Genomic DNA, 16,382 nt, shown 5'->3' with positions numbered 1-16,382 from the left:
GCCTTGAGGTGAACCCTTCACCGCGCTGGGTGAGAGTGCTAGCGTCGCTCGGATGTCGAGGATTCTGGTCACCGATCTGGACGGCACCTTACTCGGCGGCACCCCGGACGACCGGCGCCGACTGCGAGACGCTCTGGCCCGCCAGCCCGAGGTGACGCTGGTCTTCGCCACCGGCCGAGGACTGTCATCCACCCGTGAGGTACTGCGCGATCCGCTCGTCCCGCGACCTCGGTGGATCATCGCCGACGTCGGCGCCACCGTCATCGACGGCACCGACTTCACCCCCGTGGATCCCCTCCAGGAACACCTGCGCGCCGGCTGGCCGGGAGAGGACCGCGTACGCGCCGCGTTACGCCGCTTCCCCTCGCTCACCTACCAGCACGGCGTCGTCCAGGACGGCCGCTGCTCCTACCACCTCGTCCCGGGACAGCTCACCGACGAGCTCACCGCGGCCGTCGAAGCCCTCGGCTGCACCTGGGTGTACTCGGCCGACCGCTACTTCGACGTCCTGCCACCAACAGCCTCCAAGGGCAACGCCCTTCAAGCCCTGGCCGGGAAGCTGGGCTGGCAGCCCAAGGAGATCCTGGTCGCCGGCGACTCCCTCAACGACCTGTCACTGTTCCAACTCGGCACACACGCAGTGATCGTCGCCGGTGCCGAGCCCGCACTGCTCACCGCACTCGCCGCAGACCCCCTGGTCCACCGCCCCCGCCGAACCGGCGCGGCCGCGATCCACGCGGCGCTTCAGCACCTCGGCTGGGTCTCCCCCGCCCTTGACCGTCCCGCACGCCGGCACTCGCTCGTGGTGGCCTACCACCGCCCACCGCTGCACTGGAACGGCGAGAGCTGGCAGCCGCCCGCCAGCCCCAACGGCATCCTGCCCACCCTGACCAGCGCCTTCACCGAAGGCCTGCCAGGCATCTGGGTCACGGCCCTGGCCGGCGACGACCAGCAGACCACCCGCCCGCACCGAAGCGGACTGCCGCTCTCCCTCGTGCCGCTCAACACCGCCGAGTGGAGCGGCTACTTCCATCGCGCCTGCAAGGAAACGCTGTGGCCGGTGCTGATGTCCGAACCCGGCCGGTCGGTCTTCGACAGCCGCGCCTGGGCCGACTACCGCACGGTGAACGCACGCTTCGCCCAGCACATCAGCGCCGAGGCCGCACCCGGCGCCACCGTCTGGCTCCACGACTACAACCTCTGGCTCGTCCCCGGCCTGCTACGCAGCACCCGCCCCGACCTCAAGACCGGACTCTTCCACCACACCCCCTTCCCACCCCCGCAGATCTTCACCACCCTTCCGGTCGCCGCCGAACTTCGTACCTCCCTCGCCTGCCTGGACTGGGCCGGCTTCCACACCGACCTCTTCGCCGAGCACTTCCGCCGGACTCTGGCCGGCCTGCCGGGCATGCCGCACATCGCCGTCCATCCGCTCGGGATCGACCGGCCGGCCATCGAGAAATCCGCCCGCCTCCGCACACCACGGCGCCGCCCGGCCACCGACCGCGTGGTGCTCTCGGTCGAACGGCTCGACTACGCCAAGGCCCCGATCCAGAAGGTCGACGCCATCGACCGCCTCCTCACCCACCGGCCCGAGCTGCGCGGCCGGCTGACCTTCCGGCTCGTCTGCCCGCCACCCGAGCCGGGCATCACCGCCTACGACAGCACCCGCCAACACCTCGAACAGCGCATCACTGACATCAACACCACGTGGCAGCAAGGTAGTTGGCAGCCAGTCGACTACCTTCCCCACAACCTGTCCGCCACCGCGGTCATCAACGAGTACCTGGCCGCCGACGTGCTCTGGGTGACCTCCCTGCAGGACGGAATGAACCTGACCGCCAAGGAGTTCATCGCCGCCCAGGCCACCCTCCCCCATCACCACTCTCGCGAACCGGGAGCCCTGGTGCTCTCCCGCCACGCCGGCGCCGCCGCCGAACTCGGCGACGCGGCCCTGCTCACCGACCCACACTCACCCGACGACCTCAGTACCGTGCTGGCCCGGGCCCTCGCCCTCACCCCCACCGAACGCCGCGCCCGCATGAACAAGCTCTCCGAACTCCTCGGCCATGAACGGCCCGCCGACTGGGCAATCCGGATCGTCCACGCCATCCGGAACAGCGACGCCACCGTCATGCCACCCACGGGCGTGTGAGCGGTCTTGTGCAAGCCCCCTGTGGTCATTGGATGCCGAGCCGGTCCTCAAAGAAGTGTGAGACTGGTTCAGCGCCTCCTTCCAGCGTGCTGCGACGTGGTTGACGTCGCGCGCCTTCGGGCTGATCAACTCCCGGACCACGAGGTGGAGCACCTTCAACGCGGCCTGCCCGGACGGGAAATGGCCACTCGGAGATGTCGAGCACCATGAACCTCGAAGGCCAGCAGGAGCACCGGGACTGCCGCCTGGCCATGGTGAGCACCGGGTGGCGCGAAGAGCGCGGTGACTTCGTCCAGCTCGCACCGGGGCAGTCCAGCGGTGAACACGCGACACAGGAACATGCGAGCCCACCGGTTCCGACACCGGGCTCCACCTGTCGGGCGCGCCCGGCGGTCGCTTGGCAGCCCGGATGAGGGAACGCGTCACGGTTCGAGCAGTGTCGCGAACGCCGCCCGAGCGAAGTCGATGAGGTCGAGCGCGGTGCGCTGGCGCTCCGGCAGGCGGGTGTAGGTGAGCCGGATCGCACGGAGGGCTCCCACCCCGGCACGGGCCAGGACGGCCGCGCGCAGCAGGGTGTCGACATCCTCCGGGTCCGCACCGTCGGCGGCCAGACGGTGCAGGAACGCGGATGCGACGGATTCCTCCAGGTCGAAGAGGAGGCGGAACTCGCCGCGCCCCGTCGTGGGCCTGGGGAACGGCCGGGGTCCGGCGAGGAGGATCGCGGGGGCCATCTCGTCCCGGCTGGCGAGGTCCAGAACGGCGTCGCGCAGGGCGACCAGGGGCGGCTCCGCCGCAGGGCGGGCGCGGATCGCCTCGCCCAGGAGCGGCACGAGGTCCTTGACCTGCTGCAGGATCAGGCTCTCCTTGGAGGGGAAGTAGCGGAAGAAGGTCCGTTCGCCGACACCTGCGGCCACCGCGATGTCACGGACCGTCGTCGCCTCGTAGCCGTTCTCCCGGAAGAGGCGCGCCGCCGCCTGCACCAGCGACTCATGGGTGCGCCGCTTGTTCTCTTCCCTGCGTCCCGGGCCGATTGCTGTCGTCACTCCTGGATTGTCTCAGACCTCAGGATGAGTTGGCAGTCCTGCCACTTTTGCTAATGTGGCAGGACTGCCAGTTTTCTTGATGCGGCAGGACCGCCGCTTTCCCTCGGCCGTCCCGTTTCCGGACCACGGAGTCCCACGCACTACGGAGCCCTCATGCCCACGTACCTGCACCGCCTCGGGCGCCTCGCCTTCCGCCACAGACGACGTGTGCTGGCCCTCTGGCTGGCACTGGTCGCGGGAGCGGTGGCCTGCGCAGTGGCCTTCGGTGGCACCGGCAAGCTCGACAACACCTTCTCCCTCCCGGGCTCCGAATCGAAGCAGGCCCTGGACCGGATGAAGACGGACTTCCCCACCTCCTCCGGCACCAGCGCTCAGATCGTGTTCACCGTGGCGAGCGGGCAGAAGGTGACCGACCCCGCGGAGACCGCCGCGGTCCGCGCCGCCCTGAACGCTGCCGCGTCCGCGCCGCAGGTCGCCAAGGTCGTCAGCCCGTTCGACGCGCACACCGTCTCCGCCGACCGCACCACCGCCGTCGCCCAGGTCCAGTACGAGGTCCCGCAGAGCGGCCTGCGGGCAGGCGCGCTGGACTCGCTCAAGTCCGCCGTGGCCGACGCCGCGCAGCACGGAATGGAGGTGCAGGTCGGCGGCGCCGCCTTCGGCAACGACGCCGCCACGAAGTCCCACAGCGACCTCATCGGCGTCGGTGTCGCCCTGATCGTCCTCGCGCTCACCTTCGGCTCGCTGCTCGCCGCCGGGATGCCGATGGTCACCGCGGTCTTCGGCGTCGCGACCGCGATATTCGGACTGCTCTCGCTCACCGGGGTACTCGCGATCTCCTCGACCGCCCAGAGCCTGGCGCTGATGATCGGCCTCGCCGTCGGCATCGACTACGCGCTGTTCATCGTCAGTCGGCACCGCTCCCAGCTCGCGCACGGCATGGACCCCGAGGAGTCGGCCGCGCTGGCGGTGGGCACGGCGGGCAGTGCCGTGGTGTTCGCCGGACTGACCGTGGTCATCGCCATGGTCGGCCTCACCGTCGTCGGCATCCCCTACCTGACCGCCATGGGCCTGGCCGCCGCAGGCACCGTACTGACCGCCGTGCTGGTCGCCACCACCCTGCTGCCCGCGCTCCTCGGCTTCGCCGGCCGGCGGCTGACCCCTCGGGCGGGCTCCCGCGCCATGCGCCGCGAGCAGGCCGTCGGCGGTGCCGACGACGACACCGGACGCAAGCCCTCGAACGGCGCCGAGCGCTGGTTCCACCTGGTCACCCGCCGACCGCTGCTGACCCTGGTGGCCGTGGTCGCCGCCCTCGGCGCACTCGCCTGGCCCACCCAGAACCTGCGCCTCGCACTGCCCGACAACGGCACCGCGCCCGCCTCCTCCTCCCAACGCCTCGCCTACGACCGGATCAACCAGAAGTTCGGCCCCGGCCTCAACGGCCCCCTCCTCGTCCTGGCCGACACCAGCCACAGCACCGACCCGACCACGGCCGCACAGCAGATCAGCACCACCATCCGCGCCCTGCCGGACGTCGCCGCCATCGGCAAGCCCGTCACCAACCCGGCCACCCACACCACACTCATCCAGGTCGTCCCGGACAGTGCCCCCAGCGACCAGGCGACCAGGACCCTCGTCACCACCATCCGCGCACAGCGCGGCGCCATCCGGCAGCAGACCGGCGCCACCGTCCAGGTCACCGGCAGCACCGCCGTGAGCATCGACGTCGCGGCCAAACTCAACTCCGCCCTGATCCCCTTCACCGCCGTCGTCGTCGGACTCTCGCTGCTCCTGCTGCTCCTGGTCTTCCGCTCACTGGTGGTCCCGCTCAAGGCCGCCGCCGGATTCCTCCTCTCCATCAGCGCAACGCTCGGTGCCGTGGTCAGCGTGTTCCAACTCGGCCACCTCGCAGGGCTGATCGGCGTCGACACCACCGGACCGGTCAGCAGCTTCCTGCCGATCATCCTGCTCGCGGTGCTGTTCGGACTCGCGATGGACTACGAGGTCTTCCTGGTCTCCCGGATGCGCGAAGCGTACGTTCGGGCCAGGATCCCGCTCCGGGCCGTGCACAGCGGGGCACGGTACAGCGGACGGGTCGTCACCGCCGCGGCCCTGATCATGATCGCGGTCTTCGCCGCCTTCCTCGGCTCGGAGAGCCTGATGCTCAAGCAGATCGCCTTCGCCCTGGCCGTCGGTGTCCTGCTCGACGCGTTCGTGATCCGGATGACCCTCGTCCCGGCCGTCCTGGCCCTCACCGGGCACGCGGCCTGGTGGCTGCCCGGGCCGCTGGCGCGGTGGCTGCCGGACCTCGACATCGAGGGCGAGCGACTCCAGCACGCCCACGCCGCGCGCACCGCGGCGGACGACGGCCGGCACCTACCGACGCTGTCGGTCGTGCGTTGACGGCGCACCGGATGCCGGGATGGCCCGACCCGAGCCATCCCGGCATCCGGGCATTAGTGGCCTCGCAGCGAGGTCGCCGGAGTCGTCCCGGCAGACTCCTGTCCGCCGATGGCGGTCCGGCGCAGGGTTTGTCCTGCTGACCCGGACAAGCGGGCCGAGTACGACCGCTACGGTACCTCCGACCTTTCCGGGACCTCCCTCGAGGACCTGCTGGCCGGTCTCGACCTCGGCGACCTCTTCGGCCGCGTCGGAATGCCCGGATTCGGCGCGGGCGGCGGGCTATTCGAGCGCCTCTTCGGCGGGCGCGAGAAACGGGGACCCGTGCGTGGCGCCGACACCCGGCATCGAGACTCTCGACCTACCGGCTCTGCGGCTTTCCCGCACATCGCCTACGTGCTGGCTCAACTTGCCGCGCTGATCGCGATCGCGAGGTTCCCGGTTCTCCATCGGCCCCGATATTCGGACCGTGAAGCCGCCTTGAGGTGCTGGCTGTTGCACACGACCCGATTGCCCTGCGCGACCGGCGCCACAGCGCGCGGCATCGCGTCGGCCCTCCGGTCCGACGGTTGTTCGTGCGCTACCCAGGTGACGGTGCCGGGTCCCGAGCGTGTCCACAAGGTCGTTGCCGCCCGTGGGGCGCAGCCTTTGATGGCAACCCGGGCGGAAGGAGTCAACGTCATGGGCACCGACGAGACCGGGGCCGGGCGTGTTCCGGATCAACCGGTGCCTCCCGGCCTGAAGCCGTTCTGGGACAGGAGCGTGCGCGACTTCGTGCGGCTCGACGAACCACGGATCGACGCGCCCGTGCAGGAGCGCCACCGGATCTACTCGCTGCTCCTCATGGGGATCGTCCTCGACCGCTGGAACGGCAACAAGTACGGCGAGGTCGGTGACTACGGGCAGTGGCGGGCGAACCAGCTGCTGGCGAAGTCACCCGACGTCTACCGGGGCGGCACCTATCAGGGACACAACATCGCCGCGCTCGCGGTGGACGCCGAGGGCCGTGTCATCGACTACGACTTCAACCACAACGACGTCTTCGACAGCTCCGTCGAACACGCGGAGTCCCGGCTGGTGCGCCGGATGTTCGCACTGAACCAGGTCTACGACCCGTGGCAGCTCGACGAGGGCAACGCCCGGCACGAGGTCGGCGTTCCACGGCGCCAGGAGCGCCGGATGTTCGCGACCGCGATCACCGACCGGGCCGCGCACGCCACCGCGAGGAGCCGCGAGCAGGTCTCCTCCGGCTACTCCACGCTGCTCAGCGACGTGACGGTGTACACGTCCCTGGAGTCCTGCGCGCAGTGCACCGGCATCATGTGCTTGGCGTCGGTGAAGGAGGTCGTCTACCTCCAACCGGACGACGGCCAGTTCCTGATCGGCAACATCATGCGCCGGGCCACCAAGGCTCAGGCGATGGGCTTCACCTCGCCTCGCCCCATCGCCGGTGACGAGATCGGTTTCAGCTACTACCACGATCTGGCGGAGGGTAACGAGGACTTCGGACGCAAAGTGGTCGACGAGCTCTTCTACACGGACGGAGTCAAGCCCGTCCGGACCCCGTCGGTTACCTCCTACCTGTGCACCGACAACGCGTACCGCGTCTACGCACGGGCTGCTTCGGAATTCAGTGCCCTGAACGTACTGGAGTATCCCGACTACCGCACCGACCTCACATCGGCCATGACCAACCGACAGGTACTCGCCCTGGCGAAGGACTTTCTCCTGTATGTGAAATCGGTGAAGAACCGCGGTACGGCCCATCGCGTCTGAGGGGATCGGCCGTTCCGCAATGCGGACGCGCGACGGGCGCGGCCACAGGCGGTCGTACAGCTCGTCGGCCGCGGGCAGGAACGCTCAGGTTGGCGATTAGCCAGACGCAGGGCGGCGTCAGGTGCTTCGTGGTCAACCGGCCCGTGCAGCCTGGTACGCGGCGAAGACGCGTCCTCGGAGCGCCCGGTCTTCGACCGACTCAGGGTCTACGGGGCAGCCGCTCTGCGGACGCCGGGACGTTGAACATCCTGAGCGCGAGCGGCGAGGGCGTCGGGTCCGAGAGTTCCGGCGCGACTGCCGACTGACCGGTACTCGCCCCGGCGGCAAAGGAGTGCAGCAGGCCTATATGCCGTTCGAGCAGCCAGGCTTTGGTTTCACGGGGAGCGAAACTGCCGAGGATGCTGTTCAGGGTGAGGGTGACAAGCTCCTTCCAGCCGAAGTCAAGAAAGGTGGCGGCCGCATAGAATTCGTCGGTGAGTTGCGCGCCCCAGACGCCGGGATTGTCCGTGTTCAGGCAGCACCTCACTCCCTGCTCGGCGAAGCTCCGCAGCGGGTGCTCGGCGAGGTCGGGTGCATGCCCGAGCATGTGATTACTGAGGAGGCTTGCTTCGACGGTGATGCCCCTGTCACGAAGTCCGAGGACAGAGCCCTGCTCGTTGACGGCTTGAAGGGCGTGGCCGATTCGCTGTATCGGGAGTTCCAGGGCCGGGCTGACGCGTTGATCCGGCGTCGATCCCTCGCCTGCGTGGACGGCGATGCCCAGGTGCGGGTATCGGCGGTGCAGCTCCCAGTAGAGTTCTCGAAGCCGGACAAGATCGCGGCCTGCCTCCCGTTCGGCGCCGGACAGGTGGACACCGACCCAGAGGTCGTTGTTCCGGTCGGCGAAGCGAAAACTCGTCCGCAACCTGGACTCGACGTCCGGCGCCGTGCGCAGCACATTCACGATGAACCGTACCTCGACCCCCGTGCGGCGAGCCTCCGGGCTGGCCAGGGCGATCCGGTACCTGTCGGCCATCTCGGCCGGCGGCACCGGGCCGTCGTCTCCGTTGTAGCCGAAGGGGCCGGTCTGTATCTCCAGGTAGTGCACGCCCTCGCGCGCAGCACGCTGCATGACGGTCAGGAGCAGGCCCGTGATGAGATCCGGATCCTTGCGCATCCACTTGAGTTGCCTGGTGACGCGGGTGAAGAAGGCATCCGGGTCCGGTTGCTCCATGTGGACACGTGACACCCATGATTCTCGCTGCCGACGGGAGAGCCGGTGAATCGGCGTGTACGTGCTCCGGCAGCAGGGCCGAAGTCCTCGGTACTGCCTTTCACAGATCGAGTCGACGTCGTCGGGCCCGTCATCCCGACAGCACGGGGGCCCCGTTCGGAAGAAGACCCTCGCGGAGGCGTTGCCGAGACTCAGCGCGGCCCAGTCGTCGGGCCGTCCACATCCTGACAGGTGCACGTGGAGTTCCGCGCCCTTGGGCATGGCAAGAAGAAACCCATAGAGCAGCGGTGGCGAGCCGGCCTGCTTGATCCTTGCGAATTCCGGCCCACCGGTGGAGAGCACCTCGCAAAGACGCCTACTGGCTTCCGGTGATATCACGTGTGCCCCTTTGAATACGGTTTGCCAAGAACACCGGCGACAGCGTCACGCGCCGGGCGGAGCAGATTTCGTGCGGTACCGATCCGGTCCGTCCGAAAGGCGCTGGCGCACGGACCCCCTTCTCCCCGCCGGCGGATCCCCGCCAGTGCGGTTCGCCCGTCCGGACGCTTCGCCTCTTCACAGCAGAGCTTCCAGAGCGCTCAGGGCCGTGATTCCGGCGCTGTTCAGTGAGCGGACTCGCTTCTTGCGGTGCGTGACCAGTTCCCGTGCCCAGCCCTTTCCCAACCAGTCGCATGTCGCGACGTAGAGTCCAGGGAGCATCGTCTGGATCTCCTGTTGCCTCCAGAACCCGCCCGCGGCGTGACGCGCGTCCGCGTCCCCGAGGTCGAGCAGTTGGTACAGCAGGTTCCCGACTCTGCTGCTCGACTGGATGCAGCCGGCGATGTCGCTGGTGCAGGCGCCACTTCCGAGGAGCAGCGGAAGGACTGCCGCAGCGATCTCGTTCTCGTCGAGCAGGTGCCCGTCGGCGAGGGCTCCACCCGTCGGAAGGCGCCATGTGAGCTGGACCACCGGGCCGGTCTTGCCGGGCAGTGCGCGCCGTTGCCGAAAGCACTTGAAGTAGTCGTGGAGCACCGCGGCCGAACCGAACGCGCTGACGGCCGCCCCGCGGGCCGTGCCGTCGAGTGCCGAGGCCAGTGCGGGGAGTCCGAGGTGCTGAGCGAGGGCGACGGGTGCTCGGCGTATCGCGTACGCGTGGCACAGGGCAAGATGGCTGCCCACGTCGAACTGGTGGAGGTCGCGCGTCTGCCGGATGCGGGGGAACCTGCCGGTGCGCAGCAGCCGGGGCGGGATGACGTCGGAATTCGCCGCCAGTTCTCGCTGTATGTAGTCGAGGCATCGTGTGGCGGCCTCCAGGGTCGGCCTGATCGACTCGTCGTCGACCTCGACGCCCAGAACTCCGTCGTACCGCAGGAGGTCTGCAATGTGGTGTTGGTCTCCCAGGTCGTCGTCGAGGAGCAGTCGGTACAGGTCCTCCTCGACCGGGCCCCACAGCGCGGAGGAATTCATGACGGTCCCTCCTCCTGCATGATCGATCTCAGGTAGTCGGTCTGCTGCCTGACGAACTCCTGTTGACGGGGGAACGACTTCCAGAACCTCAGGCTCTGGACAATCCCGCAGAGATCGAGCAGCACCGAGTCCAAGGGCTCGGCGTAGGCATCCCGGAGCTCGTTCCACCTGTGGGGGAAGCGCTGGCGCAGGATCGCGAGCTCCCATTCGCGGGGCCCTGACTGTGCCGCCTCCCAGTCGATGACGCCTGCCAGGCCGTGGGCGTCGACTAGGAGGTTCTCCGTGTGGATGTCCTTGTGCAGGGTGACGAGGGACGGCTCGTCGTACTGGTCCCGCAGTCGACGGGCGTACGAGACCGCTTCTGAGATCAGGGCGGCCTGCCCGCTGTCTCGGACGGTCAGGCGCAGAGCCCTCTCGTACTCCTCCAGCGCTCCGTAGGCATAGGCGCTGAACCCCTTGCCGCCGACCTCACCCTCGAATTCCGTCACAACCTCGTGGTTCACACAGTCGTGGAGATCCCTGAGGAACACCGCCAGCGCTGCCGCCACCGGCCTGGTGAGCGTCTGCGGATGCGAGCCCGGGAGCCTGCCGTACACATCGATGCGCCCGACCTCGGCGTCCGCCCACGAGGTCACATGTGTCGGGATCCTGGTCCGGCTCCGCTCCGGCAGGTTGACTGCCAGCAGGCGGAGAATCGTCGCTTCCTTGGCGGGAGCCTGGCGGCCGTCAGCCAATAGGGGGACGAACTTGTAGATGTACCTTGTTCCGACGTAGACGGAGTTGACATGGCCTTGCCGTGACCGCGCCGGTGTGGTGTCGCCATGCTGCTCGGCTGTACGGCGGACGGCGTCAGCGACACGTCGCTCGTCCACCTGCCGGTGCTCCTTGACCATCTGGGTCCTCTCCCGAGTCTCTCGTCAAGACCAGTGGTAGCAGTCTTGGGGCTGCCGGTCGTCGACGCCCGGACGGCGGCCGGGCGGACCCTCCGCTCCACAGCCGTCGGACTCTCCCCGCGGACCGGAGACGACGTCACGGACCACGGTGTGCGCGAGGTCGAGGAACGCCTCCACCCAGTCGCGCACCGGGTGGTGGAATCGATAGCAGGCCAGTTCGGCGAGGGACGCCGTCGTCGACCGGGTCAGCGCCGGCCGGGGCGAGCCGAGCGCGGCCAGCAGCTCGAATCGGTGGCGATCGGGTGTGGCCTCCAGGTGCCTGGCGAAAACGTCTACGGCGCTCCGGGGTGCCAGGCGTTCCGCAGCCGGTGCGGCGCCGTCGCGGCACCGGAGTTCGATGACGACGTGGGCGGGCGTTCGCACGGCCGCCCGGCCTCCCAGCGCGCACAGCTCGGCCGGGAGCAGGAAGCGCTTCTCGGGGTGGGGGTTGGCCGGATGCGCACGGGCCGCGGCAGCCAGGGCGGCGGCCGTGAGCGCGGGGCGGTGCTCTGCGAGAGAGCCTGTCCGGATGCCGATCGACCGTGGTCCGCCGATCATGTGCCAGCCCGGTGAACCGGTCCGCGCTCCGTCCACCAACAGCACGTCGTCGTTGGAGATCAGGCTTCCACCGTGGCTTCGCACCAGTGAAAGTGCGGCCGTTGTCTTACCCGCCCACTTGTCCCCGACCAGGAGGATCCCCCGCCCGTGGAGGCTGACCCCGGCGCCGTGCAGCGGCAGCGCGCCGTGGGCGACGGCCATCGACCGGGTGAGCGTACGGACGTACCGGAGCGCGACCAGCGGCAGCCACCGCGCGTCCGCACAGCGCAGCCGCAACCGCTGCTCCGACACGTCCCACGAGGCGTCATGGAGTGGCTCCTGTCGATCGGCACGCCCGTGGACCTCGATGGGCGCCTCGGCGACGTGCAGCTCCACCTGCCATGCCGGGCCGATAGGCGGCGCTGCCGGCCGAAAGGACGGGGCGACGAGGTGTTCGAACCGTTCCAGGGTTGTCGCGTCGCCCTTGAGGATGAACGTGGTGTCCGGGAGGGGGGGACGGAAGTACCGTTCGATCAGCATCCCACAGCCTCCAGCATCGCCAAGCCTTCCTCCTCGAACGGCCGGTCCTCGGTACGCCGAGCCGTGATCATGGTGGTGAGCGCGCAGACAAGTCGCGCGTAGCGGAGCAGGACCGGGTCCGGCCAGGTCGAGTCCAGTCCACGTGCCTCGCGATAGGCCGCCAGGAACCGGTCACGTCCGCCGGGGACCGCCGTCAGCTCGCGGTCCCAGATCCGTTCCAGATCGCACTCGGCGGGACCGATCTCAGCCCGCTCGAAGTCGAACGCGATGTGGCGCCCGCCGGCCCGCTCCGCGATGTTCCGGAGCGCGAAGTCCCCGTGCAGCAGCACGTCCGGGCAGCTGGCCCGGCGTCGGCCCGCTGTCTGCACCAGGTCCATGGCGACAGCGCCGTTCAGCTGAGCTCGCCGTTGCGCGTACACGTCCGGGAGCTCCAGCGCGAAACGGGCGACCACCTCCAGGTAGGCGGCCGGCCCGACCGCGCGGTCCTTGAGGCCGGCCCGGCCCGGACCGTTCTGCCGGTGGATCGTGCCCAGTGCGCTCGCGAGCGCCATGACCCCTGCAACGCCCGAGGGCACGGTGGCGAGACGTTCCCATCGGAACACGTTGAACTGTCCCAGCTCCGGCAGCAGGCCCCCGTGGAGGAGCGCGGTGGTGTGTTGCGGCCCCAGCAGCGCCGTGACGTTCCGCTCGGCGACGGCGTGGTGCGGACGGGCGTAGAGCTTCACGAAGACCGCACGACGGCCCCGTAGACCACGGAACCATGCGTTGGCCGAACGCTCCACCGCCGATGACGCCCGGACGTGCCGCGTACCCTTCAGGCCCAACCGGCGCCCGAGCTCGTCGGCGACGTGCTCGGGCAGCCGGTCGACCAGCGCTCCACTGAGCAGCTGGGGCGCCGTGTGGTTCACCTCTCGCCCTTCCTGTCCCTGGACTCGGCTCTCACCGGGGGACGATCGTCCGGGGCCGCCGGCCGCCTCGGGGCGCGACCGTCCTGCGCTCCGGTCATCCGGGCGGCCCACACCGTCCGCCTCTTCTCAGGAGCGGGGCTTGCCGATCCACGTGCACAGGTAGTCCATGTGGACCAACCGCTTGTCGGTCGGCACGGTGGGCCGCTGGGGGAACGGGTGTTGGGGCTGGATGTCCTTCGGACAGTAGGGATCACGCACGAACAGCGACCGCTCACCGGTCTCGTGGGCGTGGTGGAGGTACGACCGTCCGGCGCAGCCGCCCTTGCACAGGTTCAGCAGCTCGCATCCCGAGCACCCGGGGATCGCGTCCGGGTTGGCGTTCCGTCGCCTGAACGACTGGAACTGCGGGGACCGGATGATGTCGTAGAGATCGTCCGTGCGGAGGTCGCCGAACTTGTAGTCGTGCAGGTAGACGCAGGGCGACACCGGTATCCGGCCGTCAGGTGTGATGGAGTGGATGCGGAACGACGTGCGCCCGCAGGGGCACCCCTTGGCCCCCTGGTACTGCGTCACGGCCGCGATCGGCGGCTCCCCCAGGTCCACCGGATCGCAGTGCTGCAGCAGCTGGGAGAAGCCCGCGTAGTACTGCTCGGCGGTCAGCAGCGAGTCCATGTGGGCCGGTTCGACAGGCTTGATCGGGTTGATCCGGATGTGCGCGTCATAGCGCGCTGCGAGTTCGAGCAGCTTCTCGATGTGCTCGGGCGTGAAGTTCCAGTTCATCCCGCACATGATGACGCTGTGGTCGATGTCGTACTTCTGAGCCAGTTCGAGGGTGCGGATCGCCTGCTTGTAGATCTTCGCGCCGCGGTTGGCGTTGTGCTCGTCCTCGAACGGTGAGTCGAAGCTGACGTCCAGGTCGTTCAGCCGGCGCCACTGCGCGTTGTGGTCCCGTTCCAGGTGCAGAGCTGTCACGCCGGAGGTGGTGAGGCCCACGAGGATTCCCGCGTCGACCAGGCGGTCGATGATGTACGGCAGGAGGGTGTCCTTGGGGTTCGGGCCGTTGGTGAACAAGGGCTCGTTCCCGCCGAGGTTGACGGTCTCGACGCCGTTGATCGTCAACTGGTCGACGACACGGTCGACAATGTCCTTCGAGAAGTTCATCCCCTTCTCGCGGGCCGACATCGAGTAGCAGTGGGTGCACCTGTAGGGGCAGTCGTTGCCGAGGGTCCAGCCGATGTTCTTGATGGTGATCTCGCACTCGGACAGCTCTTCGTGCTCGATCGGGCCGACCGGCCTCTGGAAGTGCTCCTTCGGGTTGATGACCGACAGAGACAGGCTCGGGCCTGTGCGCTGCCAGGGATACTGCGGGGCGTTCGCATCGGAGTTTTGAGGCTCGGTCATTCTTCAGATCTCCCTAGCACAGAAAAGGGTTCGGGTCCGCGTCATAGATGAGGTTCGACTCGCGGTACACGGTGCTGGTGCGCTCGGCGAACGCCGCATACCACGCATTGGTCGCCGAGAGTTCGGCTGCGAGCAGGTCGTCGACGTCACGTTCCAGTGCCCTCATGCCCGGGGCGCCGGCCGCCAGGTCGAGAACCTTGCGGAAGACGTCGAGATCCTTCGTCCTCAGTTCCACGGACAGCCGGTGGAAGCTCGCAAGCTCGGCCGGCGTCAGGGCTTTCGGCGCCGACAGCGGATCGATGGCCCTGTCATAGACGCCGGAATGCTCCTTGTGCCACCGCCTCAGCGCCCGATATACCACATCGACGACCTCGTCCTTTCGGGCGTACCGGCTGTTCCCGAGGGCATCGCTGTCGAGCTCCAGCTCGCCCCTTTTCAGGAGCCGGCGGGTGAAGTTGGAGCCGGCGGCCGCGTACATCTCGGTGAATATCCCCTTGGATATGGTCCAGACGTACTTCCGCATCAGGGTGTAGTTGTCCTCCAGCTCCTCGACCGTGGTCAGGTCGTCGAACAGGATGTGCCCGGCCTGGACGTAGATGCCGTGGCGCTGGAAGGTGTCGAGTGCGTAGACGTTCTGGCTGACGTCGGCGCGCTTCGCCATCCTCTTCAGCGCCGGTTCGGAGAAGTTCTCGATACCGCAGGAGAAGGAGAAGAATCCCGCTCGCGCGAGCGCCGATATGATCCCGTCGGTGACCCGGTCGGCTCTGATCGATCCACGCAGACGAGGGCGGATACCACGGCGGATGATCTCGTCCGCCAGTTGCTCGCACCACTCCACGTCTCGGGGCGGCTCCAGGAGACTGTCGTCGATGATCTTGAAGTGGGTCGCGCCCCGTTCCCACAACTGCTCAAGTTCGTCGACGATGCGTCCGATGCTTCGCTGCCGCCAGGTCGGACCGCCCCCCACCCGCTCGAACGCGACGATCGAGCAGAAGGTGCAGGACGCCTGGCATCCCCGAGCCGTCTGAATGTGGACCATGCTTCGCCGGGCAAGCGTCAGGGGAAGAGTGTCCCGATCCGGAGCGGGCAGCTCGTCCATCGCCAACTTCGGTGCGGTTGTCGTGTTGTGACGGGGCACTCCGTCGTCGATGAAGCTCAGCCCCGGTATCTCCGAGAGCGCCGGCGTGCCCGAGGTGACGTGCTCCACGAGCAGTCGGAGCGGCACTTCGCCCTCGCCGCGCACGACGGCGTCGAAGCCGGCGGAGAGAAAGTCGTTGGCATGAAAGGTCGGACCGTATCCGCCGGCGACCGTGAACGGCACCTGGCCGCCCTTTCGCAGCAACCGGACGGTTTCCATCGCCCGTTCCATGTTGCTGCGATAGCAAGCGAAGCCGACCAGCCTGGGCTGCAACTGTGCCACCCGCTCGGCCAGTTCTGCCACGGTGAGCCCTTCGAGCCAACCGTCGATGACAACGACGGAGTGGCCCTGGGCGCGGAGCACGGCGGCCAGGTAGCCGAGTCCGAGGTTCTCCTCGGCCGTGCGGTGGGTCAGTGGAGCAGGCGTCACCAGCACGACCGGCTCGTCCGCGACCACAGCCGCGGACGCCATCACTTCGAACTCGCCCACTTGCTCCTGCTCCCTCTCAACTTCGGCCGCAGGGCTCGGACCACGGCCACCTGCGGCAGTCGTGACGAGCTCGGAGCACCGCACTCCGGACCGCCTGCAGGGGAACGGACCCCCGCGCGTGACCGGGACGCCGCCGCCGGACCATCGAACGCACCATCGGCTGACTCATCGGGTGCCGACGGCCCACCGCCACTACGAGCGCACAGGCCCCTTCCTCGCCTGCACCGCAATCGCCTGCGCCCTCGTCCGCGATCGGAGACCTACCGAACGAGATCGGCTCTCAGGAGGAAAGGTCCGGCCCGTCTTCCAGGAGCGGACTCTCCTCATGGCGAAATCCTCAACCTCCGCACACGCATCGATCAAGGGGTTGTCCGTTTCCTCGTGAACGGACAACCCGCGAAGGCATG

The 16,382-nt window shown here is 68.5% G+C and carries 11 protein-coding genes and 1 pseudogene; 3 read left to right on the top strand and 9 right to left on the bottom strand.

Annotated elements, in window-relative coordinates:
• Positions 1-52: 52 nt before the first annotated feature.
• Positions 53-2,155, top strand: coding sequence for an HAD-IIB family hydrolase (locus tag ACZ5ON_RS05595; protein ID WP_465585880.1), 2,103 nt, complete (start codon positions 53-55; stop codon positions 2,153-2,155).
• A 25-nt stretch (positions 2,156-2,180) separates the two neighbouring features.
• On the opposite strand, the pseudogene ACZ5ON_RS05590 reads toward ACZ5ON_RS05595, so the two are convergent.
• Together ACZ5ON_RS05590 and ACZ5ON_RS05585 are read right to left on the bottom strand one after the other, a co-directional pair.
• A pseudogene (locus tag ACZ5ON_RS05590) lies at positions 2,181-2,344 on the bottom strand (IS256 family transposase); the annotation flags it as partial.
• Between the two features lie 233 nt (positions 2,345-2,577).
• Positions 2,578-3,198, bottom strand: a complete 621-nt coding sequence (locus ACZ5ON_RS05585; RefSeq protein WP_465585878.1) for a TetR/AcrR family transcriptional regulator — start codon at positions 3,196-3,198, stop codon at positions 2,578-2,580.
• Between the two features lie 153 nt (positions 3,199-3,351).
• Here ACZ5ON_RS05585 and ACZ5ON_RS05580 point away from each other — a divergent pair, with 153 nt between their 5' ends.
• Both ACZ5ON_RS05580 and ACZ5ON_RS05575 read left to right on the top strand, forming a co-directional pair.
• A complete protein-coding gene (locus ACZ5ON_RS05580) occupies positions 3,352-5,598 on the top strand; it encodes an MMPL family transporter (protein ID WP_465585876.1) in 2,247 nt (748 codons plus the stop codon).
• A gap of 108 nt (positions 5,599-5,706) precedes the next feature.
• On the top strand, positions 5,707-7,371 hold the full coding sequence (locus tag ACZ5ON_RS05575) for a cytidine/deoxycytidylate deaminase family protein (protein ID WP_465585874.1): 1,665 nt from the start codon (positions 5,707-5,709) through the stop codon (positions 7,369-7,371).
• 199 nt (positions 7,372-7,570) lie between these two features.
• Here the strand turns inward: ACZ5ON_RS05575 and ACZ5ON_RS05570 are convergent, their stop codons facing one another.
• The 7 genes from ACZ5ON_RS05570 to ACZ5ON_RS05540 all read right to left on the bottom strand — a co-directional run bounded on the left by ACZ5ON_RS05570 (position 7,571) and on the right by ACZ5ON_RS05540 (position 15,975).
• The gene (locus tag ACZ5ON_RS05570; protein WP_465585873.1) at positions 7,571-8,584 is read right to left on the bottom strand and encodes a hypothetical protein; all 1,014 of its coding nucleotides are present in this window, start codon (positions 8,582-8,584) and stop codon (positions 7,571-7,573) included.
• 555 nt (positions 8,585-9,139) lie between these two features.
• Positions 9,140-10,030 (bottom strand): hypothetical protein, encoded by an 891-nt coding sequence (locus tag ACZ5ON_RS05565; RefSeq protein WP_465585871.1) that lies wholly within the window; start codon positions 10,028-10,030, stop codon positions 9,140-9,142.
• On the bottom strand, positions 10,027-10,923 hold the full coding sequence (locus ACZ5ON_RS05560) for a phosphotransferase family protein (protein ID WP_465585868.1): 897 nt from the start codon (positions 10,921-10,923) through the stop codon (positions 10,027-10,029). Before ACZ5ON_RS05560 ends, ACZ5ON_RS05565 begins: the two co-directional genes overlap by 4 nt.
• A gap of 24 nt (positions 10,924-10,947) precedes the next feature.
• Entirely contained in the window at positions 10,948-12,039 is a 1,092-nt protein-coding gene (locus ACZ5ON_RS05555; protein WP_465585866.1) for a hypothetical protein, read from the bottom strand.
• On the bottom strand, positions 12,033-12,947 hold the full coding sequence (locus tag ACZ5ON_RS05550; protein WP_465585864.1) for a phosphotransferase: 915 nt from the start codon (positions 12,945-12,947) through the stop codon (positions 12,033-12,035). Before ACZ5ON_RS05550 ends, ACZ5ON_RS05555 begins: the two co-directional genes overlap by 7 nt.
• Positions 12,948-13,073: 126 nt before the next feature.
• On the bottom strand, positions 13,074-14,348 hold the full coding sequence (locus ACZ5ON_RS05545; protein ID WP_465585862.1) for a radical SAM protein: 1,275 nt from the start codon (positions 14,346-14,348) through the stop codon (positions 13,074-13,076).
• Positions 14,349-14,361: 13 nt separating this feature from the next.
• A complete protein-coding gene (locus ACZ5ON_RS05540) occupies positions 14,362-15,975 on the bottom strand; it encodes a B12-binding domain-containing radical SAM protein (protein WP_465585860.1) in 1,614 nt (537 codons plus the stop codon).
• Between the last annotated feature and the right edge of the window lie 407 nt (positions 15,976-16,382).

This window comes from Kitasatospora sp. NPDC032150, from assembly GCF_055579945.1.
The sequence above is the reverse complement of the archived record's forward strand: the minus strand, read 5'-3'. Positions and strand labels throughout refer to the sequence as shown.

Excerpts from the sequence above, each read along its gene's own strand:
- ACZ5ON_RS05565 (WP_465585871.1), bottom strand. The coding sequence starts at position 10,030 with ATGAATTCCTCCGCGCTGTGGGGCCCGGTCGAGGAGGACCTGTACCGA.
- ACZ5ON_RS05570 (WP_465585873.1), bottom strand. The coding sequence starts at position 8,584 with ATGGAGCAACCGGACCCGGATGCCTTCTTCACCCGCGTCACCAGGCAA.
- ACZ5ON_RS05575 (WP_465585874.1), top strand. The coding sequence starts at position 5,707 with ATGGCGGTCCGGCGCAGGGTTTGTCCTGCTGACCCGGACAAGCGGGCC.
- ACZ5ON_RS05595 (WP_465585880.1), top strand. The coding sequence starts at position 53 with ATGTCGAGGATTCTGGTCACCGATCTGGACGGCACCTTACTCGGCGGC.
- ACZ5ON_RS05580 (WP_465585876.1), top strand. The coding sequence starts at position 3,352 with ATGCCCACGTACCTGCACCGCCTCGGGCGCCTCGCCTTCCGCCACAGA.
- ACZ5ON_RS05560 (WP_465585868.1), bottom strand. The coding sequence starts at position 10,923 with ATGGTCAAGGAGCACCGGCAGGTGGACGAGCGACGTGTCGCTGACGCC.
- ACZ5ON_RS05555 (WP_465585866.1), bottom strand. The coding sequence starts at position 12,039 with ATGCTGATCGAACGGTACTTCCGTCCCCCCCTCCCGGACACCACGTTC.
- ACZ5ON_RS05545 (WP_465585862.1), bottom strand. The coding sequence starts at position 14,348 with ATGACCGAGCCTCAAAACTCCGATGCGAACGCCCCGCAGTATCCCTGG.